General features: G+C 69.6%; 21 protein-coding genes. 1 reads left to right on the top strand and 20 read right to left on the bottom strand.

What is annotated here, in order from left to right:
• Window position 1: 1 nt before the first annotated feature.
• The 19 genes from ACIRSS_RS05445 to ACIRSS_RS05355 form a co-directional block, all read right to left on the bottom strand.
• Entirely contained in the window at window positions 2–796 is a 795-nt protein-coding gene (locus ACIRSS_RS05445; protein ID WP_400890831.1) for an MBL fold metallo-hydrolase, read from the bottom strand.
• Window positions 793–1905 carry a zinc-binding dehydrogenase gene (locus ACIRSS_RS05440; protein ID WP_400890828.1) on the bottom strand — a complete coding sequence of 371 codons (1113 nt, stop codon included), beginning with the start codon at window positions 1903–1905 and terminating at the stop codon, window positions 793–795. Before ACIRSS_RS05440 ends, ACIRSS_RS05445 begins: the two co-directional genes overlap by 4 nt.
• A complete protein-coding gene (locus tag ACIRSS_RS05435) occupies window positions 1902–3302 on the bottom strand; it encodes an aldehyde dehydrogenase family protein (protein WP_400890825.1) in 1401 nt (466 codons plus the stop codon). The genes ACIRSS_RS05440 and ACIRSS_RS05435 overlap by 4 nt, the downstream gene beginning before the upstream one ends.
• On the bottom strand, window positions 3299–4027 hold the full coding sequence (locus ACIRSS_RS05430; RefSeq protein WP_400890822.1) for an SRPBCC family protein: 729 nt from the start codon (window positions 4025–4027) through the stop codon (window positions 3299–3301). The genes ACIRSS_RS05435 and ACIRSS_RS05430 overlap by 4 nt, the downstream gene beginning before the upstream one ends.
• Before the next feature lie 75 nt (window positions 4028–4102).
• A complete protein-coding gene (locus ACIRSS_RS05425) occupies window positions 4103–5647 on the bottom strand; it encodes a class I adenylate-forming enzyme family protein (RefSeq protein WP_400890819.1) in 1545 nt (514 codons plus the stop codon).
• Between the two features lie 100 nt (window positions 5648–5747).
• Entirely contained in the window at window positions 5748–6356 is a 609-nt protein-coding gene (locus ACIRSS_RS05420; protein WP_400890816.1) for a TetR/AcrR family transcriptional regulator, read from the bottom strand.
• A gap of 583 nt (window positions 6357–6939) precedes the next feature.
• Complete coding sequence (locus ACIRSS_RS05415) at window positions 6940–7650, bottom strand: AMP-binding protein (RefSeq protein ID WP_400890813.1); 711 nt, start codon at window positions 7648–7650, stop codon at window positions 6940–6942.
• Window positions 7651–7931: 281 nt separating this feature from the next.
• Window positions 7932–8864, bottom strand: a complete 933-nt coding sequence (locus ACIRSS_RS05410; protein WP_400890810.1) for an AraC family transcriptional regulator N-terminal domain-containing protein — start codon at window positions 8862–8864, stop codon at window positions 7932–7934.
• 140 nt (window positions 8865–9004) lie between these two features.
• The gene (locus ACIRSS_RS05405) at window positions 9005–9295 is read right to left on the bottom strand and encodes a putative quinol monooxygenase (RefSeq protein WP_400890807.1); all 291 of its coding nucleotides are present in this window, start codon (window positions 9293–9295) and stop codon (window positions 9005–9007) included.
• 18 nt (window positions 9296–9313) lie between these two features.
• On the bottom strand, window positions 9314–10060 hold the full coding sequence (locus tag ACIRSS_RS05400; RefSeq protein ID WP_400890804.1) for an iron-sulfur cluster assembly protein: 747 nt from the start codon (window positions 10058–10060) through the stop codon (window positions 9314–9316).
• Between the two features lie 37 nt (window positions 10061–10097).
• Window positions 10098–11336 (bottom strand): NAD(P)/FAD-dependent oxidoreductase, encoded by a 1239-nt coding sequence (locus ACIRSS_RS05395; RefSeq protein ID WP_400890801.1) that lies wholly within the window; start codon window positions 11334–11336, stop codon window positions 10098–10100.
• Window positions 11333–11659, bottom strand: coding sequence for a Rieske 2Fe-2S domain-containing protein (locus tag ACIRSS_RS05390; protein WP_400890798.1), 327 nt, complete (start codon window positions 11657–11659; stop codon window positions 11333–11335). Before ACIRSS_RS05390 ends, ACIRSS_RS05395 begins: the two co-directional genes overlap by 4 nt.
• Entirely contained in the window at window positions 11656–12714 is a 1059-nt protein-coding gene (locus ACIRSS_RS05385; RefSeq protein WP_400890795.1) for a toluene hydroxylase, read from the bottom strand. Before ACIRSS_RS05385 ends, ACIRSS_RS05390 begins: the two co-directional genes overlap by 4 nt.
• Window positions 12711–13028: an MmoB/DmpM family protein gene (locus tag ACIRSS_RS05380; RefSeq protein ID WP_400890792.1), complete on the bottom strand. Its 318-nt coding sequence runs from the start codon at window positions 13026–13028 to the stop codon at window positions 12711–12713. Before ACIRSS_RS05380 ends, ACIRSS_RS05385 begins: the two co-directional genes overlap by 4 nt.
• On the bottom strand, window positions 13025–13327 hold the full coding sequence (locus tag ACIRSS_RS05375) for a toluene-4-monooxygenase system B family protein (protein WP_400890789.1): 303 nt from the start codon (window positions 13325–13327) through the stop codon (window positions 13025–13027). The genes ACIRSS_RS05380 and ACIRSS_RS05375 overlap by 4 nt, the downstream gene beginning before the upstream one ends.
• Window positions 13327–14865 (bottom strand): toluene monooxygenase, encoded by a 1539-nt coding sequence (locus ACIRSS_RS05370; protein ID WP_400890786.1) that lies wholly within the window; start codon window positions 14863–14865, stop codon window positions 13327–13329. Before ACIRSS_RS05370 ends, ACIRSS_RS05375 begins: the two co-directional genes overlap by 1 nt.
• Window positions 14866–14882: 17 nt before the next feature.
• The gene (locus tag ACIRSS_RS05365; RefSeq protein ID WP_400890783.1) at window positions 14883–15356 is read right to left on the bottom strand and encodes a nuclear transport factor 2 family protein; all 474 of its coding nucleotides are present in this window, start codon (window positions 15354–15356) and stop codon (window positions 14883–14885) included.
• A gap of 12 nt (window positions 15357–15368) precedes the next feature.
• Window positions 15369–15818 (bottom strand): nuclear transport factor 2 family protein, encoded by a 450-nt coding sequence (locus ACIRSS_RS05360; protein WP_400890780.1) that lies wholly within the window; start codon window positions 15816–15818, stop codon window positions 15369–15371.
• A 53-nt stretch (window positions 15819–15871) separates the two neighbouring features.
• Window positions 15872–16891: a DJ-1/PfpI family protein gene (locus ACIRSS_RS05355; protein ID WP_400890777.1), complete on the bottom strand. Its 1020-nt coding sequence runs from the start codon at window positions 16889–16891 to the stop codon at window positions 15872–15874.
• A 248-nt stretch (window positions 16892–17139) separates the two neighbouring features.
• Here ACIRSS_RS05355 and ACIRSS_RS05350 point away from each other — a divergent pair, with 248 nt between their 5' ends.
• The gene (locus ACIRSS_RS05350; protein ID WP_400890774.1) at window positions 17140–17853 is read left to right on the top strand and encodes a type 1 glutamine amidotransferase domain-containing protein; all 714 of its coding nucleotides are present in this window, start codon (window positions 17140–17142) and stop codon (window positions 17851–17853) included.
• A gap of 63 nt (window positions 17854–17916) precedes the next feature.
• Here the strand turns inward: ACIRSS_RS05350 and ACIRSS_RS05345 are convergent, their stop codons facing one another.
• On the bottom strand, window positions 17917–18864 hold the full coding sequence (locus ACIRSS_RS05345) for an AraC family transcriptional regulator N-terminal domain-containing protein (protein ID WP_400890770.1): 948 nt from the start codon (window positions 18862–18864) through the stop codon (window positions 17917–17919).
• Window positions 18865–19040 lie beyond the last annotated feature (176 nt).

The raw sequence follows: 19040 nt of genomic DNA, 5'->3' as shown, positions 1-19040 counted from the left end.
CTCATTCCTTTTCGAGTGGGGTGAAGCGGCGCTCGCCGTCCACGGTGATCAGCCGGCCGGGAGGGAAGTGCGCGGCGGCGAGGAGGTCGGGCCGGTCGGTGACGTCCCGGACGAGGTCCGCGCGGACCTCGCGCGCGGCCACCGGGTCGAGGTCGAACACCGCTTCCCACGCCGGGTCGGTCAGTTCGACCGGGGCGTGCGCGACGTCGCCGAGCAGCAGCGCCCGCTCGCCCTCGCTCGACACGACGTAGACCGCGGTTCCCGGGGTGTGCCCGGGCAGGTGGCGGACGTCGAACCCCGGCGCGAGGGTGGTGTCGTGCTCGAACGTTTCCAGGTGCTCGGTGAGCGGGGAGAGCTTGCGCACCGCGCCCGGGTCGGCGTCGGGGCTCTCCACGAAGTGGGCCCAGTCGGCCCGGTGGACGCGGTAGGTCGCCTCCGGGAACACGACCTGGCCCTTCTTCGTGGCCCACCCGACGTGGTCGAAGTGCAGGTGGGTGAACACGACGTCGGTGACGTCCCAGGGATCGACGCCGAGGGCGCGCAGGCTCTCCAGGAACTGCCCGCCGTGGTACTTGTCGTTGTCGATCGTCCCGACGCCGGCGTCGACCAGGATGACCCGGTCGCCGGTCCGGACGAGGAACCCACCGAGTTCGAGGCGCAGCCGGCCCGCGTCGTCGAGCAGGTGCTCGTGGCACGACCAGGCGTCGGAAACCCCGGGACGGGTGAGCACTTCGCGGGCGGGTTCCTGGCCGTAGCCGTCGTAGACGGGTTCGACGGTCAGCGCGCCGACCTTCATCGGGTGCCCTCCGGCACGACGAGGGTGCGGATTCCCTTGCCCGCGGACATCTCCGTGAGGGCGGCCTCCACATCGGACAGTTTGCCGTGGCCGGTGACCATGGCCGCCAGGTCGAGCCGCCCGTCCCGGATGTGGTCGAAGTAGCGCGGCAGGTCCTGCTCGGCGTTCAGCGAGCCGGCGACGCACCCGACGAGGGTGCGCGCGAAGTGGAACAGCTCGAGTGCGCTGAAGCCGACCTGGTCGTCCTTGCCGCCGATGCCGACGACGCACGCGGTGCCGCCGCGCCGGGTCATGCCCCAGGCGTCGCGGATCGTGCGAGCGGAGCCGACGCAGTCGAAGGCGAAGTCGACGCCCTGCTTGCCGGTGAGCGCGCGGACGGCCTTCTTCGTCTCGTCGTCGGCCGGCACGAAGTGGTGCGCCCCGAGCCGGGCGGCCAGGCTTGCTTTGTCGGGGTTGCGGTCGACGGCGATGATGTTCGTGGCGCCGGCGAGCCGGGCGCCTTGGACCGCGGCCAGGCCGACGCCGCCGAGGCCGACGACCAGCACCGACGAGCCGGGCGTGACCGCGGCGGTCTTGGTGACCGCGCCGACGCCGGTGGTGATGGCGCAGCCCAGCAGTGCCGCGTCGGCGGTGCTGATGTCGTCGGGGACCTTGACCGCGGCCGCGGCCGGGACGACGGTCTGCTCGGCGAAGGAGCCGACGGTCAGCCCCGGGTAGACCGGTTCTCCGGCGGAGTCCAGCGCGTAGGGCTCGGCGCCGCGGGCCGAGCCGTTGACGCACAGGTGCGGCTCGTCGCGGGCGCAGCTGACGCAGTGCCCGCACGGGGTGATCCACAGCAGGATGACGCGGTCGCCTTCGCGCAGATCCGTGACGCCCGAGCCGGTCTCGACGACGGTTCCGCAGGCTTCGTGTCCCAGCACCGCGGGCAGCTGCTGGGCGAGCACGCCGCGGGCGAGGGAAAGGTCCGAGTGGCACACCCCGGTCGCGTCGATGCGGACCCGGATGTCGCCCTCCCCCACGTCGCGCAGCCGGATGCGTTCGACCTCCATCGGCTGGTCCGGCGAGCGCAGCACCAGCGCGTCGACCTCGACCTGGTATCCGTCCGTCACAGCTGCACCGCCTTGATCTCGAGGACGTCTTCGATACCGAAGTCGCCGATTTCCCGGCCGATGCCGGACTGCTTGTAGCCGCCGAAGGGCGCGCGCGGGTTGAACGGCGCCGCGTTGACGTCGATCTGGCCGGTGCGGATCCGGGCCGCCCAGTCGAGCGCGCGGTCGGTGTCCTCGAGCCACAGCGCGCCGCCGAGCCCGTAGATCGAGTCGTTGGCCAGCTCGATCGCGTGGTCGTCGGACTCGGCCGACAGGATCGACAGGACGGGGCCGAAGATCTCTTCCTGCGCGAGCCGCGACGCCGGGTTGACCTCGCTGAACACCGCCGGGGTGACGAAGTACCCCTTGTCGGGCAGCGGGAGGTTCTCGGTGACGAGCTTGGCGCCCTGCGGCTCGAGGAAGCTCTGCACTTCCTTGCGCTGCCCCGCGGAGATCAGCGGGCCGAGCCGCTGTCCGGGCACGTACTTCGCCGCCGCCGCGGCGGCCAGCTCCTCCACCTGCGCCAGCCGGGCGGCCGGGACGATGAGCCGGGACAGCGCGGTGCAGGTCTGCCCGCCGTTGAGGAAGCAGTTCGCGACGGTCACCTTGACCGCCTTCGCCAGCAGGTCGTCGGACACGTCCGACAGCACGACGCTCGCGGACTTCCCGCCGAGTTCGAGGGTGACGCCCTTGACGGTCTCGGCCGCCGCCGCGGCGACCTGCCGGCCCACCGGGGTGGAACCGGTGAAGGACACGTGGTCGACGCCGGGATGGCGGGACAGCAGGTCCCCGACCACCCGGCCGCCTCCGGTGACGAGGTTGAGCACGCCGGGCGGGAAACCGGCGGCCTGGAAGGCGCGTGCCAGCTCGAAAGCCGCGAGCGGGGTCAGGGCGGCGGGCTTGAGCACGACCGTGCAGCCGGCCGCGATCGCCGGCACGACCTTGACGATCACCTGGTGCAGCGGGAGGTTCCACGGCGTGATCGCGGCGACCACCCCCACCGGTTCGCGCAGGATCACCGAGTTGTCGCGGTTCTGGCGGAAGGGGAACTCCTCCAGCGCGTCGGCGGTGCGGGCGATGACCGCGAGCGGCACGTCCACGTGCAGCTTCCGCGCCACCGGCGGCGGCGAGCCCTGCTCACGGGTGATGAGGCCGGCGAAGACGTCGGCCCGCTCGGCGATGACGTCGTGCAGGCGGCGCAGCGCGGCGGCGCGGTCCCGCACGGAAGTCGCGGCCCACCTCGGGAACGCGGCGCGTGCGGCCTCGACCGCCTGCTCGACGTCGGACTCCGTGCCCTGGGTCACCACGCCGGTGACCTCTTCGGTGGCCGGGTTGTCGACCTCGCTGTCCTCGCCGTGCCCGGCGACCCAGTCGCCGCCGATGTAGAGGGCGGGTTCGCGGATCAGCTCGTCGGTCATCGGACGGTCTCCTCGGGGTTGGCCCGGCCGGCCAGGACCGGGAACGACAGGTTGAGCACGACGGGCGGGCCGGCCGGCGCCGGTCCCGGGCGGCCACCGCCGCGGCCGCGGTTGCGGAAGAGCAGGATCCCGGCCAGCAGGGCCACCAGGCCGCCGACCACCGGCAGGGCGCGCTTGGCGATGAGGCCGCCCATGCTGGAGAACACGTCGAGAGCTTCGACTTCGGAGTCATCGCTCGTGGGCATCGCCCGGGCGGCCGGCGGGCCGTCGGTGGACGCGGCGCCGGGGGCGAACTCGGCCTCCAGCCGCCGCACGAACTGCCCGATCAGCTTGTTGGTGACGTCGGAGATGACCCCGCGGCCGAACTGGGCCACCCGGCCGGACAGGTCGAGCTGGGTGCGGACGTCGACCTTGGTGCCCGATCCCTGCCCGGTCAGGCTCATCGTCACCGTCGCCGCGGCGTTGCCCTGACCGCCCGCGTCCTTGCCCTCGGCGCGGACCACCGCGCGGTGCGCATTGTCGTCCTTCTCGGCGAACCGCGCGGTGCCGCGGTACTGCGCGGAGACCGGACCGACCTTGATCTTCACCGAGCCGCGGTACACGTCGTCCTCGACGCCTTGGAGCGAAGCCCCCGGCAGGCAGGGCGCGACGCGCGGCAGATCGGTCAGCACCTTCCACGCGTCGTCGACGGGCAGGTTCACGGTGAAGGTGTTGGAGAGCTCCACAGGCACCACCTTACTAATTAACGTTAGTTTGTAGGCTACGGGCAGCGTGCCGCCGGGGTCAACGGCACCCGCGTCTCACCCGGCGGGCGCCGTCAGCTGCTTCTGCAGCAGGAAGCGCTGGATCTTCCCGGAACCGGTGCGAGGAATCGCCTCGACCTCGAGGACCTCGGCCGGGATCTTGAACTTGGAGAGCTCACGGGCACAGCCGCCCAGCAGGGCGTCGACGTCCAGCTTCCCCGGCTCTTCCGCGACGACGAACGCCACCGGCACCTCGCCCAGGTCCGGGTGCTCGCGCGCCACCACGGCCGCGTCGCGGACCTGCTCGGACTTCAGCAGCACGGCCTCGACCTCCGCGGGGTAGATGTTCTCCCCACCCCGGATGATCAGCTCCTTGGTCCGGCCGCTGATGGTCACGAACCCGTTGGGGTCACGCCGTCCGAGGTCTCCCGTGCGGTACCAGCCGTGGTGCAGCACTTCGGCGGTCGCGTCGGCGCGGTTGTGGTACCCGCGCATGACGTTCGGCCCGCTCACCCACAGCTCGCCCTCCTCGTCCACGCCGACGTCCTCGCCGGTCACCGGATCCACCAGGCGCACGCCGACCCCGGGCATCGGGAGCCCGCACGAACCCAGCACGCGCCCGCCGTCGACGGTGTTCATGGTGACCATCGTCGAGGTTTCGGTGATGCCGTAGCCCTCCAGCAGCTTGACCCCGAACACCGCCTCGAACTCGGCGTTGAGGGCGGCCGGCAGGATCGCCCCGGCCGAAAGGCACAGCCGCAGGCCGCCGGGGTCGACGGCGCGCTCCCGCGCGGCGTGCACGAGGTACTGGAACATGGTCGGCACCCCGGGCAGGATGGTGAACTTCTCCTGCGCCAGGAGGTCGAACACCCGGCCCGGCGAGAACTTGGTCATGATGCGCTCGGTCGCCCCCGTCGCGAACACGCCGAGCACGCACAGGACCAGTGCGTAGGAATGGAACAGCGGCAACGGGCACAGCACTTCGTCCCGTTCGGACAGCCCCGCGATCGGCGCCCAGCAGGCCGCCACCACCCACAGGCACGAGCGCTGGGTCAGCAGCACGCCTTTCGGCCGGCCGGTGGTGCCGGACGTGTAGAGCATCCAGGCGACCTCGTCCAGGCCGAGGTCGTCCCGCGGCGGCCCGGCAGGCTCGGAGGTCGCAAGTTCCTCATAGGACCGCACGTCATCGACCCGGCCGGGGCGGACCACCAGCACCGTCGCTCCCCGGGTGCGGGCCAGCTCGCGCGCGTGCGCCACGTGGGCCCGGTCCGTGATGATCACCGACGCGCCGGAGTCGAGGAACATGTACTCGATCTCGGCGGGCGCGGCGTCGGCGTTCACGCAGACCCCGACCAGCGAGGCCCGGGTCGTCATGAGGTAGGCCTCGGCGATGTCGGCGCCGTTGTCCAGGTAGATCAGCACCCGGTCGCCCCGGGCAGCGCCGGCGGCAACGAGATGACCGGCCACCCGGCGGGTGCGTTCGGCGAGCTCCCGGTAGCCGACCGATCGGCGGTCGTCGCGGAAAACGATCTTGTCCCCGAACCGCTCGGCTTGCTCGGCGAGCAACTGCGGCACGGGACGGATCAGCTCGACTTTGAGCATGAACACTCCTGACGTTACTAACTAATGCTCGTTAGTTTTGTGAGGGTAGCGCCGACCTCGTGCGCGCACAAGGGTCAGTCGTGACGCCCGGAGTCCCCGGTCAGTTCAGGCCGGCGATGCGGAGCGCGTAGCGGCTGTAGGTTTCGGCGACCGCCTCGGCGGACCGCGGCCCGTCCTCGCGGAACCAGCGGGCGATGCTCACGCACATCTCGAGGATGCCGAAGGCGGCCAAGGTGGGCTCCTCCTCCGTGAACCGGCCCGCGGCGACACCCTCTTCGATCAGGTCCCGGATGGCGTGGGCATGACGTCGCCGCAGTTCGAGCACTTCCGAGCGCACGGGCTCTTCGAGATTGTCGACGTCCCGGTTGACGATCAGCGCCTCGCGCCGGTGGGTGGCGTGCCGCAGCGCGTAGACGCGCACCGTCCGGCGCAGGCGTTCGACGACGTCGCCCACCCCGTGCACCGCCTGCTCATGCTCCGCCCACACCTGCTCGCTGGTTTCCAGGATGATGTCGCGCAGCAGGTCCTGCTTGGCCTTCATGTGGTTGTACAAGCTCGGCGTGCGGATGCCCAGCGCCTCGGCGATCTGGCTCAGCGCGGTGCCGTGGTAGCCCCGTTCGGCGAACAGGGTCAGCGCGGCGTCCCGGACCGCGCCCGGGCTCACGGTCGTCTTGGCCTCGCCACGCGCCGACGTCTTGGAACTTGCCACCTCACGATGATAGGCACTCGCCGATCACGTTCGGCGACAGCGTCCCCGCAGACGGTCGATGATCAGGTCGATGTCCTCGACCGTCGTGCGACGTCCAACTGGTCTGACACCACGTCGGTGGCGGACGACGGTTCGGCTGCCTCGGCGGCCACCGCACCTTCAATCGTCCCGCTCACGAGAGCACCGAACGTCAGCAGTGCGCAACGATCCACTGAGCGCACAGCAGGCTCTTGTCCTGAAAGGCTTCCCGTCGACGCTGGCGCGCCGCGAACGCTCCGGCGAATGCTCGCTCGAGCGTGAGGCAGCGGCTCGTCAATACACATGCAGAAACCGACAGCCGGCCCAGACGTCACGTCTCCGGTGAGACCTCGCCACCCCGTCGAGGGCGACCGACATCTCACCGGTTGCCGAAGGTTTCGACTGGAGAGAGGCGCCCTCCCCCGTGCCCTCCCCCGAGCCGCGAACCCATGTGCCACCGGGGGTTGATGAGCGGCCGGGGTCCGCCACAACTGTGGGGACTTTTCTGACAATGAATTCGAGTGTCAGATCGTGCGCGGAACGCAGCACTCGACGACGTCCGCCCCTACCGTGCGGCCACGCCGAGCCACGCGTTCGGGAACGCGGCGACAATCCGTGCGACCAGCGGGACGGGCATCTTCTCACCGCCGCCGATGATGAACCGGATCGAGGACGTGTCCCGGCTGGCGAAGTCTGGCAACTGCAGGATCGCGTTCATCATCGCCGAGGCCAGCCAGATGTTCGTCGGGCGCTCGCGTTCGATTGTCGCCACGACCTCCGCCGCATCGAACTTGCGGGTAGTCGCAGCACGCCGTTCACCCGGCGGGGCACCGGGTGCACGGGGTGCTCGCGCAGCTCGTCCGGTAGCGTCTTCTCCGGTGCGTCCTGCCAGGTCACCGGCCGCAGGAACCGGCGGATCGCGGTCGCCCCGACCGAGGTGAACAGGCTGTTGGTGGCGGGCCACGGTCCCCCGTGGTGCTGGGTCCAGCCGACCGCGACGCCCGTCGGGTAGCTGTTGAACACCAGCCGTCCGGCCGTCTCCCGCAGCGAGCCACTGCGGCGAGGTTTCCCGGGCGCCGAGGTGCACTGACGCGGTCAGCGACGCCGGCAGGCGCCCGATCACGGCCGCGAGTTCGTCCTCAGTCCGGTAACGCACGAGCACCGTCGCCGGGCCGAAGTACTCAGCGAGCGCCTGCTCCGACAGGCGGCTCGCCTCGACGGAGACCAGCAACGGAGCCACCCGGAAGCCACCTTGCCCGGCGTCGCCTTCGGCCACTGTGGACACTTCCGGGGCCGCGGAGGCGGCCGGGGCCGGCGAGGTAGGGGGCGTGGATCCGCTCGTTGAGCAGCGGAACCACGTCGGCGCCCTCGAGTCCCTGCGCCGCCGCGTCGACCACGGCATCCCCGGTGGCGCTGGCAGGGATCAGGACGAGACCCGGCTTGGTGCACAGCTGGCCCGCGGACCCGATCACCGAGGCGGCCAGCCCGGCACCGATCTCGGCCGCCCGCTCGGCCGCGGCGGCCTCGGTGACGACCAGGGCGTTGAGGCCGGACAGCTTATCGCGGCGCGATTTCCTGTTGGCGCCCAAGCTCGCTTCGCAGGACGGTCAAGTCGCAGTAGGCGCGGGGTGAAAGCCCGAAGCGGCGACGAAACTCGTTGATGAAGTGCGAAGCATGGGGGTAGCCCACGGCCCGGGATACCGAGGCGACCGTGCAGTTGCCTCGCACGAGAAGATCCCGAGCGCGGGTCAGCCGCATCTCCTTCAGGAACTGGTACGGAGACTTGCCTGTGCTCTGCCGGAAAAGGGGAGTGAACGTCGAGGGGCTCATCGCGACCTGCTCGGCCAGATCCGCCACCGTCACCGGCTCGGCCAGGTTCTCGTGTAGGTAGGCGATCACCCGGGCGATCGGATCGTGGTTCTGCTGGCTGGCAGCGATCTCCAGGAGCCGCTCGTACTGCTCGGCCTGCAGAACGCGGTAGACCATCTCCTGCAGGTACGCCGGCGCGAGGATCCGGCGGTCGGGTCCGGTCGTCAACGCCCTCAAGAAGCGGATCACCGAACTCATCAGACCGGCGTCCAAAGCCGACACGAACGCCGTCGACGGCCTCGGCGTCGCTTCGGCGAGCATCTCGCTGCGCCGCTGCTCGAGCATCTCCACCGACACCTTGCGAACGATGACGGGATCGATCTGCAGGACGAAGGAGAGAAACGGCTTTGCCGAGCTGGCCTCGAGAATCTCCGCCTGGAAGTGGAGATGGCTGTTGAGGACGAGATACTTGAACGGGTCGTAGAAGTACGGCTCGCCGTCGACGGTCACGCACTTGCGGCCCTGGCTGACCACGCACAACGACAGCGACTGCACTTCCTCCCAGGTGGGAGCGGCCGGCTCGTGGAATCGGTAGATCGTGAGCCCCGGCCACAGACCGATGTTGCCACCGATGTCCGGCGCGCGGTCCGCCAGCTCCGCGACGAGGTCACCGGGGGTCAACCGGTCCTCCAAGGGCGGAACCGACCGCACCATGTCAGCCTCTCACCTCACTGAGCCGCCGACTCGGGCGGCGTCGCTGCCGTCTGGGGGTTGAAATTATACGCGCCGAATACTCTCAATGGCAGATCCGTCTACTCCGATCACTCGATCGTCTCGAACTCCTGAACTGTCCGGTCGGCCAGCCGGGGGATCGCATCGCCGAGCACGTGGGTCTTGAACGCCGCGGTCTCGCGGTGATCGGCGTAGCCGGAAGCGTCGGTGTACTTCTCGTACAGGACGAAGGTGTTCGGGTCGTGCATGCTGACGTGGGCCTGGAAGGCCAGCACCTTCTCCTCGGCCCGGTTGCCCGGGGTCACGGTCTCGAGGATCTTCCGGATCGCGTCCGCTTCGCCCGGCTTGGCGATCCACGTCGCGAGCACTACGTAAGCCATCTGATGTCTTCCCTTCGGTCAAAAGCGGGTGAAGCCGATCGCCCGCAGCTGCTCCCGGCCGTCCTCGCTGATGTCGGCGGGTCGCCACGTCGGCAGCCAGACCCACTCGATCCGGAAGCCGGTGACCAGCGCCGTCTCCTCCAGCAGCAGCGTGCGGATCTGGTCCTCCATGACTCCGGTCAGCGGACATGCCGGCGAGGTCAGGGTCATGATCAACACCGCGAATCCGTGCTCGTCGACCTCGACTCCGCGGACGAAACCGAGATCGACCACGTTCACACCGAGGTCGGGGTCAAGCACGTCCTTCAGCGCCTCAAGGACTTCTGTCGCCCCCGCTCCCGACGCCCGGGAGGCGGGAATGACAACCGGCGGCTCCGGCTCGGTGGACCGCACGACGGTCTCCCGCGCCTGCGTTTCCCACACACCGAGTGGCTGCAGCTCGACCCTGATGTCGGCGGTCGGGCTCGAGATCCAGTCGGCCGTGCCGTGGGCCTTGCGGCGGACCCGGACGATCGGCTCGGCCGGTTCGGCGCTGCCACCGGCCACCACCAGCTGATCGGCACTGAACCCGGCATCCGCTGCGTCGACCAGGGCGCGGTCGAGCACGCGAGCCACGGGCTCGCACGTGCGGCCGGGGCCCAGCCGCAGCTTCCTCAGCGCGTCGCCGGCCCGCAGACCACGGACCTTGGCCAGCGCCGAACGCGCCTCCTCCGCCGGTACCCGGGCCTGAGCCTGGACTGTCTCCAGCACGGCGAGCGTCGTCATGTCCTTCTCCCTGTCTCCCGGACCTTCGCGGAAGGGGTCAGTGCGCGCGGACGGGTTTGGCGCGCGGGAACAATCGCTTGAGCGGCACGGACTCGTCCGCCAGCTGCCCGGCGGTGACCTCGTGCGGGGCGAACAGCACCCGGCGGACCTCGAGCACGTCGCGGGGCCGGTTGAGCGAGATCACGCCCTGGACGCGGCCGTCCACCAGCGAAAAGGCCGAGAAGCTCCGCTCCGCCAGGCTGCCGCGCAACACCACGGTGTCAAACCCGGCCATGCGGCCGGTGGACTGCAGACTGTGCTCGTACTGGTCGGACCAGAACCAGTGCGCCTCCTCGAAGGGCTCCGGCTGCCCCGCCACCGTGGCCGCGACGTGCGCTCCCTGGCGCACCGCCGTGTCGTGGTGCTCCACCCGGATGTGCTTGCCGTACCGGGGGTGGTGCTGGATGACCGCGTCACCTGCCGCGTACACGTGCGGAGCCGACGTCCGCCCGTACTCGTCGACCACGATCCCGCCGTCGACCGCCAGGCCGGCCGCTTCGGCCAGCTCCACGTTCGGCTGCGAACCGACACCGACCACGATCACGTCGGCTTCGGCACGCTCCCCGCGGCTCGTGGTCAGCACGAACCCGCTGGGCCCGCGCTCGAAGCTCGTCACGTACTCCCCCGCCCGGATCTCGACGCGGTGCTCACGGTGGATGTCCATGAGCACCAAGCCGATCGCCTTGCCGAGCGCGCGGGCAAGCGGGACCGGCTCCGGTTCGAACACGGTGACCTGCTTGCCGAGCGTGGCCGCCGCCGCGGCCACTTCACAGCCGACGAAACCGGCACCCAGGACGGCGATCCGGCCGGCCGCCGCGAGCTCTTCGCGCAGCCGGGTCGCGTCGGCCGCGGTCCGCAGGTAGTGCACGCCGTCCCCGGCGAACCCGGGCAGCCGGCGCGGCCGCACCCCGGTCGCCAGGACGAGGTCGTCGTAACCCAGCCGTTCCCCTGTGGACAGTGTGACGCTGCGGGCGCCGACGTCGACGGCCGTCGCCCGGGTGCCCAGCCGCAGCTCGACTTGCTCGGTCTCGTACCACTCGGGGGCCTGCGGGTGCAGGTCCGGCAGCTGCGTGCCCCCGAGGAGGAAATCCTTCGACAGCGGCGGCCGTTCGTACGGCACGACCGGTTCGCCGCCGACCAGCACGACCTCACCGTCGTAGCCGCGCTTGCGGAAGGAGGCAGCGGCCGACGCGGCCGCCACCCCACCTCCGACGAGCACGCACTTGCGCCTTCTCATCCGACGTCCACCAGGATCGTGCCGTCCTCGTCCACCTTGCACGGAAACGAGTTCAGCCGGCAGTTGTCCGGGTTGACACCGGAGCCGCTGCGGGCGTCGAACACCCACATGTGCCGGACGCAGGTGAGCGTCTCGCCGTCGAAGTCACCTTCGTCGAGCGCCCACGCCTGGTGCGGGCACCGGTTGCGGTAGGCCCGCACCTCACCGTCCACATTGATCAGCAGCACTTTCTCACCGCCGACCTCGACGCCTTCCATCTCCCCTTCCCAGAGCTCGTCGATGTGCAGCGTCGCCTGCCACCGTCCGGTCATCGTGCTGCTCACCGCCCCGCACGCTCCTTCCCGGTGTCCGTGTCCGCGCCGGTGAAGATCCCGGCGAGGAACTCCTCACGCTTGGCACGGGCAGCGGACTCGACCTCCGCCGCGCTGCGACCACGCTCGGGCAAGGTCTCGAGCAGGGTGCCGAGGCCGGCCGCCGCGGCGTCGGCGATCGGTGCCCACCGGTCGATCCATCGGCGCAGCACCGCGTCGTTCTCCGGCCGGTGCTCCAGGGTGAACCGCGCCAGCGCGCTGCTCCACCGGGCCCGCCGCGAGCTGTCCTCTTCGAGGTACGAGGCGAGCAGCCAGGACTCCTGGTCGCCGTTGTCGCGCGAGACCTCCTTGAACTGCCGAAGCAGCACGTCGTCGAGGGTCGGAGCGAGCACCAGGTTGCACGCGGTGAACGCCTCACCCCAGTCGTAGGCCACCAGGGCCTTCTCGATCGCCTTCCGCGCGGGTTGCCACGCCTCGTGGCGTTCCCACAGCTCGCGATCGGCGGCACCGGCGCCGGCACCGGGGTGCGCAAGTTCCAGCTCACGGGTGCGGTAGGCGACGAGTGTCACGCGCCGCAGATAGTCGGCTGTGGCGAAGCCGGCGGTGTTGGTCACGTACGACGTCGGCGCGAGGTATCCGACGTAGGCCTCGATCTGCTGCATGCCGTGCAGCAGATACCTCGACGGCGTGAAGACCTTTGTCAGCAGGGAGATCTGGCCGGGGCTCAGCGTCGCGTCCGCTCCGGCCTCGGCGTACTGCTCCAGCACACCGCCGGTTTTCGTCTCCGCCTCCGCCTGCGCCCCCACGTACGTGCGGTAGGTCAACGCGTCCGGATCGCGGAACAGGTCCCAGTCCTCGACCTGCAGCGGTGAGTGGTCGCGGTAGGTCAGGAACCACAGGTTGGGCGGCGACGAGGGGTTCTGTTCGAAGGCGCTCGTGCGGTTCTTGCGCATCGTCCAGTTCTGGGCGTGCGTGACGACCTCGTAGTCCGACGGCATCCGGCGGACGTCGCCGAAGGCGCTGAACGTCTTGCGTGGCCTGCTCTTGCGCGGTTGAGCCGTGGTCATGCCGGCACTCCTTCCCCGGCCGGCGCGTCACGCCGGGCCGAGATGCGTTCCCACACGATCGACTCGCTCGTGTTGATGACTCGGCCGGCGAAGCTCGACATCATCGCTCCGAGCGAGCGGATCTCGAACTCGGGGCCGAGGTACTCCCGCAGCGTGTCCTGGGTCAGCACGACGCGGTCCTCACCCTGCACCCGCACGTAGGAGCCGCGGTCGATGACCTCGATCTCCGTGTCCGGGTTGTCGTCCTCGATGGCCGCGATGACCTGTTCCACCTCGTCGCCCATCCGCAGGATGGGGCCCACCGGATTCTTCACTGTGCTCCCTCCGGAACGTCGTACTCGACCCGCACGTGCTCGAGCGGCCGGATCCCGGCCTCGGCCACGGTCATCTCCGGCGGCAGCCGGCGGCCGTGGTGGAACACGGCCTTCTCGTACGGCAGGGCGCGCACGCGCTTGCCCTCGGCGTGGTGCGCGACCGCCGCGGCGACCTCGCGCATCGTGTCGGCCGTGGTGACCGGCACGAGAATCTGCACGAAGTCGGTCGCGAAGATCGCGTTCAGCGGTACCAGCTGCGGTGCCTGGTCCTCGACGCCCAGTTCGGCCGTCCCGGTCATCACGCACCCGCCTGTCCGGCCGGCGCGGCCACCGCCGCGATGCCCGTCGCCGGGCGTCCGGTGTAGTCCTTGGTCCACGCCTCGTAGTCGGGATCGTCGCCCATGACCTCCGGGGTGAGGCCCATGTGCGCGAGAATGCCGCCCACGTCCATCGGCTGGATCTGGCCGGCGAGGAACCGGTCGATCAGCGTCTCGTGGTTGACGTTGTCCCGGTCCTTCCACCAGATCTGCCGGCAGGCGTTGCTGCAGAACTGGTGGGTCTTGCCGTCATAGGTCAGCGACCACTCCGGCACGCGCCAGCGGCCGTTGCGGGCCTGAACCGCGTTGCAGCACGGCAGGTTGCACATGCTGCACAGCCACGGCAGCGTCTCCGGGAGCGTGGCCTCGACGTTGTTGTTGTTGATGTTGTCGATGATCACGTCCCACTTGTCGCCGTAGACCTTCTCCCAGTTGGGGTACTTCTCGCGCAGCCAGTCACGCTCGTCCTTGCTGACGGCGGCCTTCGGGCGCCACCACAACGTCGGCCGCCAGAACCACAGTCCCATGTGGAGCCCGTGGTGCCAGGTGTCCAGCCCCCGCATGAACTCGTCCCAGAACCACGGCTTCTTCAGGCCGTAGTCCTCGATGGTGTGGATGAACTGGTCGATGATCCACTCCTCCATGAACTCCCGGTACGACTGCTTCCGGTGTTCGAGCGGGGTGTAGTAGTCCATCGCCGGTCCGGTCAGCGCCGCGAACGCGCGGGCCGAGCCCCAGAAGTTCTTGTCGATGATCCACTGGGCGCGGACCGGGTCGTGCTCGACGAGGATCTCCATCGTCGGGCCGCCCTGCTGGGAGTGGCGGGCCTCGTCGGTCTGGATCGAGGAGATCATGTTGGCGAAGTTCACGTCGCCCGCTTCGAGCGCGTCGGCCGACAGCGCGACGAACTGCAGGTTGGTGAACCCGGTCTCGAAGGTGAACGGCAGCGCGATCGCCAGGTCCACCACGTTCGGCGCGATCATCATGCCGTCGAAGAGGTTGCGCAGCGAGATCGGCACCCAGTTGTCCATGTGGAACGTCTTCTGGGTCCAGTCGTACTGCGGGTCCTTCTTGACGAACTCGTGGCCGAAGAACGTGGTGATCTGCGCGTGCCGCAGCTCGTCGAGCTGGCCGAAGGTGGCCATGTTGCGCCAGGCGGCGTTGAGCCCGAAGCGGGCCATCTTCAGCTCGCCGAGCACCGCCGCGTACTCGACGAGCGCGACGCCGCCGAAGTGCATCTTGGTGGACGACTTCCAGCCCTCGTCGAGGTGGTCGAAGGTGGTCGAGCGTTGCAGGGCCGCCTTCACCGCGTAGGCCGAGGACTCCTTCTCCCGCTGGGTCGCCACGTATTCGGGGTAGCTGACCTTGTAGTCCTCTTCCCACTTCAGCCACGCGCTGCGCGGCACCTTGCCGGTGCCGCTGTGCCACTCGGGGTAGACCGCCTCGTCGTCGACGTAGCTGTAGGTCCAGTTCACGTCGCGGACGTACTGCTGCCATTCCTCACGCTTCAGCAGAGCCATCGGTACTGCTTCCCTTCTCAGTCGACTTCGAGGTGGCCGAGCTGCCGGTTGATGCCGGCCCCGTCCCAGTAGGCGCTGATGCGGTCGATCTCACCGGCGTCGTCCACGTGGAACACGAACAGGTGCGGCTCCGAGAACGCCTTGCCCCGCGGTTCGGCCATCCCCCACGCCAGGTGCTGGGTGCCGCCGATGTCGCAGGTCACCACCACGTCGCCGGCGTCGTTGGCGTCCACCGTGTGCACGGTGTTGGTCAGGTCGGGGAACGAGTTGACCAAACCGGTCCAGATGGTCTTGCCGACGGTCTTGACCTTGCCGTCACCTCGCAGCACCCGCTGCTTGCCCCACACTTCGTACGGCACGTAGGAAAAGTCGGCGTTGTCGGCGCACAGGTCGGTCATGGTGTCGAGGTCCTGCCTGCGGTACGCGTCGAAGAACTCCCGCACCAGGGTCTCGGACGCGGCCGCGGTCGGCCGGGGTTCGGTCGTGGTCATCGGTTCCTCTCCTCAGACGAGCGAAATCTGGTCGAGACGCTTCACGGCGAGGCGCCGGTACAGCTGGTTCTGGCACCAGTAGGCGTCCACCCCGGTGAGGCGATCGCCGTCGACGGTGAACCGCCACGCCTGGTCGACGTCGAGGTGCTTCTCCTGGTTGATCGCGCCGAGATAGCCGGCCGCCTGAGTGCCCTCGAGCTTGAGCTCGACCGTGACGACGGACCCCGCCTCGATCGTGCGGCGGACGGTCAGCCGCAGATCGGGAAACGCCGCCGCGGTGTCCGCGAGGAAACCGCCCAGCTCGGCTTTCCCGGCGCCGCGCAGGCCGATCGCGTACAGGTTCACCCGCACCGATTCGTCCACAACCGACAGTGCGGTCGCGACGTCGCCCAGCTCGAACGCGGTGAGAAACCTCGTCACGGTCCGGGCGGGCGTGGTGGTCGTGGTGGTGGCAGTCGTCATCGGTCCCTGCTCCCTTTCCTCCTCGTGGCGCGCTGCCTTGCGAGTGAACAGCCTCACCGCAGTGACACCGCCTTCAGCAGCGCGTCCGCGGTCGCCCCGGTGGACGCCGGGTTCTGGCCGGTGATCAGGTTCCGGTCCACGACCACGTGCGAGACCCAGGCCGCGGGACCGTCGTCGAACACCGCGCCCGCGTTCTTCAGCGCGGTGTCGACGTACCAGGGCAGCCCCAGCTTGCCGGGCGCCGTCTGGTCCTCCTCCTCGTCGGTGAAACAGGTGAGGCGGTACCCGTCGAACAGCCACTGCCCGTCGTCGCGGTCCGGAGCGGACAGCAGGAGGGCCGGCCCGTGGCACAGGGAGGCGATCGGGGCCTGCTTCCCGTGCAGTACCGCCAGCAGCCGGCGCACGTCCGGGTTGTCGGCGAGGTCGACCATCGGCCCGTGCCCGCCGGGAGCGAACACCGCGTCGAATCCGGCCAGTTCCTCGTCGCTCACCAACGAGAGCGCGGCCGGCTCACGGAAGCCGGGAATGGCGTCCAGCCGGGCTTTCCGCTCGGCGGCCAGCTCCCGGGCGGCGGCGTCCAGCTCGTCGACCGCAGCCTGGACCTCACCTGCGGACAGCCCGCCGTCGAGCCCATCGGACACCATCACCGCACCCAGCCGGCGATCCTCCCGCCAGGCGATCTTGGCGGCCTTGCTCACCAAGGCGTGCGCTTCCGCGGGAGTAAAGCCGCGAGCCGTCAGCCGGACGACGATCCGCCGCGCCGCGACGAGGTCCAGTTCGGTGGTCTGGTGCAGGGTGACCCGGATGTCGTCCGGATCGTGGTGGAAGGTCCGGGTGACCGAAGCGAAGAAGTCCTGATCCTCCTCGGGATAGTGGAAGAAGTGCTCCAGCCCGTACGGGTCGGCGAGCGGCGGACGGCCGTCAGGGGTCAGCACGACCACCTCGGCCCCGGCGGCGGTGAACCGTTCGTAAGGCTTCAGCGCTTCCTCGGCGAAGTAGCCCGTGGGATGACGGCTGCCGTCGGCGAGCTCGATCTCCCTCGCGCTCGAGACCAGGTAGGCGATGCGCGCCATGTCACCTCCAGATGAACGTGCGGTTGTCGATGGCGTGCCGAAACGTTAACCAGCATGTGACTCCGGTCGCATCGCAGATTCCGCCGCAAGTTGTGCAGATTCCGCCAACAGCCCCTCCCTAGGTGCGATTTCCTACGGTCCTCTGCAAGATTCGTGCAGCGAGCGGGCAACGGCGTCCGGCGCGTCGCTATCGTCGAGTCGTTCCGGCTGCCGCCGGAGAGATCATTCCGGCAGAGAAAGAGGAATTCATGACACGCGTACTGTTCGCGGTGTCCGGCTCGGACCACTGGACACTCGCCGACGGAACCCAGCACCCGTGCGGGTTCTGGCCCGAGGAACTGGTTGTGCCGCACCACATCTTCCGGGAGAACGGCTTCGACATCGTGATCGCGACGCCGGGCGGCGTCCGCCCCACGGCCGATGAGGCGGGCTTCAGCCCCGAGATGAACGGCGGTTCACCCGAGCCGGGTGAACGGTTCCGGGCCTACCTCGCCGAGATCGACGCCGAGCTCGCCACGCCGGCCGATCTCAACAGCGCCGATGCCGCCGACTTCGACCTCGTCTTCGTGCCGGGCGGGCACGGGCCGATGGAGGATCTCGCGGTGTCGGCGGAGTTCGGCGCCCTGGTCGCGGCTTTCGCCGCCGCCGGCAAGCCGGTGGCGGCGGTGTGCCACGGCCCTGCCGCATTGCTGCCGGCGACGGACCCGGAGGGCAACTGGCTCTTCGCCGGACAGCGGGTAACCGGCTTCTCCGACGTCGAAGAATCCCAGGTCGGTTTCGCTGACCGGGCACCGTGGCTGCTGGAGGACCGCCTCGCTTCCGCCGGCGGCCGGTTCGAGAAGAGCAGCGGCCCATGGGAGCCGCATGTCGTGGTCGACGGCACCCTCTACACCGGACAGAACCCGGCGTCGTCGGCGCCACTGGCCGAAGAGCTCGTCACGGTGCTGCAGCCGGTCGGGTAGGCCCGATGAGCAACGGCCGGTGAGGGCCTCGCCCTCACCGGCCATTCCGGGTCCGCGCAGCGCTCAGCCACTCAGCTCCTCCCGCATCGAACGAAGATCGGAATACGCCCTCGGGGTCGCGCCGAACCGCGAGCGGAACTCGTTGATGAAATGTGACGCACTCCCGTAGCCGACCGCCCGGGAAACTTGCGTGACGGTCAGTGCGCCCTCGACGAGCAGCTCTCTGGCACGATTCAGGCGAATTTCCTTCACGAACTGATACGGGGATTTCCCGGTGACCTCGCGAAAAAGGTGCGAGAACGCCGACGGGCTCATCGAGACACGCTCGGCGAGATCACTCACGGTGAGCAACTCGGATATGTTGCCCCGCACGTACGAAATCACCTCGCTCACCGGGTTGCGCGCCACTTCGGTGGCCGCGAGATCCAGCAGGCGAGAGAACTGCTCGGCCTGCAGGACCCGGTACACCATCTCGGCGAGGTAGATCGGGGCGAGCACCCTCCGGTCCGTCCCCGTGGCCGCCACGGACCGCAGGAAGCGGACCGTGGCCGCCATCAGCGTCGTGTCGAGCGGGGTGACGAATGCCCGGTCGGTACTCGTCCGTGCCGGCGGCCCGAAGGCCGTCGCCCGCCGGTCGACGACGTCGGCCGAGACCCGCCGGACGAGATCCGGGTCGATCTGGAGTACCAGCGACAGGAACGGCCGGGCCGGCGAGGCCGCCACGATCTCCGCGGTGAAGTGCTGGCGCCCGCTGAGCACGAGGTAGTCGAAGGGGTCGTAGCAGTGCTTCTGCCCGTCGGTGACCACGCACTTGCGGCCCTGCGCGATGATGCACAGCGACAGCGACTGCACCTCTTCCCATTGCGGCTCGGCCGGCTGGGTGTACCGGTAGAAGGTCAGGCCCGGCCAATTCCCCGGATTGCCGCCCAGCACAGGCGTCCGCGCGGAAATCTCCGCGAGCAGGTCGCCGGCGGTGTGGCGTTCCTCCAGCCCCCGGAGCACCTCGCTCACCGGCCTCACCTCCTCCGGCCTCAAGCGTAGGACCGAGCTGACGCGAAGCAGCTGCGGATTCCCCCGGACCTGCTGCGGATTCCCGCAGACCTGCGGCGGCTCACCCCACTCATCGCCCGCCGGTCAGATCGCACGCTCTCGTAACCGGTGGCGGATCGGGCAGGTTATCGCCTCGG

This window comes from Amycolatopsis sp. NPDC101161, assembly GCF_044768185.1.
Taxonomy (GTDB): Bacteria; Actinomycetota; Actinomycetes; order Mycobacteriales; family Pseudonocardiaceae; genus Amycolatopsis.
The sequence above is the reverse complement of the archived record's forward strand: the minus strand, read 5'-3'. Positions and strand labels throughout refer to the sequence as shown.

What these genes read in the sequence shown, in the direction of transcription:
- ACIRSS_RS05395 (WP_400890801.1), bottom strand. Translation starts at nt 11,336, where the DNA reads ATGAGAAGGCGCAAGTGCGTGCTCGTCGGAGGTGGGGTGGCGGCCGCG.
- ACIRSS_RS05405 (WP_400890807.1), bottom strand. Translation starts at nt 9,295, where the DNA reads ATGGCTTACGTAGTGCTCGCGACGTGGATCGCCAAGCCGGGCGAAGCG.
- ACIRSS_RS05360 (WP_400890780.1), bottom strand. Translation starts at nt 15,818, where the DNA reads ATGACGACTGCCACCACCACGACCACCACGCCCGCCCGGACCGTGACG.
- ACIRSS_RS05435 (WP_400890825.1), bottom strand. Translation starts at nt 3,302, where the DNA reads ATGACCGACGAGCTGATCCGCGAACCCGCCCTCTACATCGGCGGCGAC.
- ACIRSS_RS05355 (WP_400890777.1), bottom strand. Translation starts at nt 16,891, where the DNA reads ATGGCGCGCATCGCCTACCTGGTCTCGAGCGCGAGGGAGATCGAGCTC.
- ACIRSS_RS05375 (WP_400890789.1), bottom strand. Translation starts at nt 13,327, where the DNA reads ATGACCGGGACGGCCGAACTGGGCGTCGAGGACCAGGCACCGCAGCTG.
- ACIRSS_RS05370 (WP_400890786.1), bottom strand. Translation starts at nt 14,865, where the DNA reads ATGGCTCTGCTGAAGCGTGAGGAATGGCAGCAGTACGTCCGCGACGTG.
- ACIRSS_RS05350 (WP_400890774.1), top strand. Translation starts at nt 17,140, where the DNA reads ATGACACGCGTACTGTTCGCGGTGTCCGGCTCGGACCACTGGACACTC.
- ACIRSS_RS05425 (WP_400890819.1), bottom strand. Translation starts at nt 5,647, where the DNA reads ATGCTCAAAGTCGAGCTGATCCGTCCCGTGCCGCAGTTGCTCGCCGAG.
- ACIRSS_RS05365 (WP_400890783.1), bottom strand. Translation starts at nt 15,356, where the DNA reads ATGACCACGACCGAACCCCGGCCGACCGCGGCCGCGTCCGAGACCCTG.
- ACIRSS_RS05445 (WP_400890831.1), bottom strand. Translation starts at nt 796, where the DNA reads ATGAAGGTCGGCGCGCTGACCGTCGAACCCGTCTACGACGGCTACGGC.
- ACIRSS_RS05385 (WP_400890795.1), bottom strand. Translation starts at nt 12,714, where the DNA reads ATGACCACGGCTCAACCGCGCAAGAGCAGGCCACGCAAGACGTTCAGC.
- ACIRSS_RS05400 (WP_400890804.1), bottom strand. Translation starts at nt 10,060, where the DNA reads ATGACGACGCTCGCCGTGCTGGAGACAGTCCAGGCTCAGGCCCGGGTA.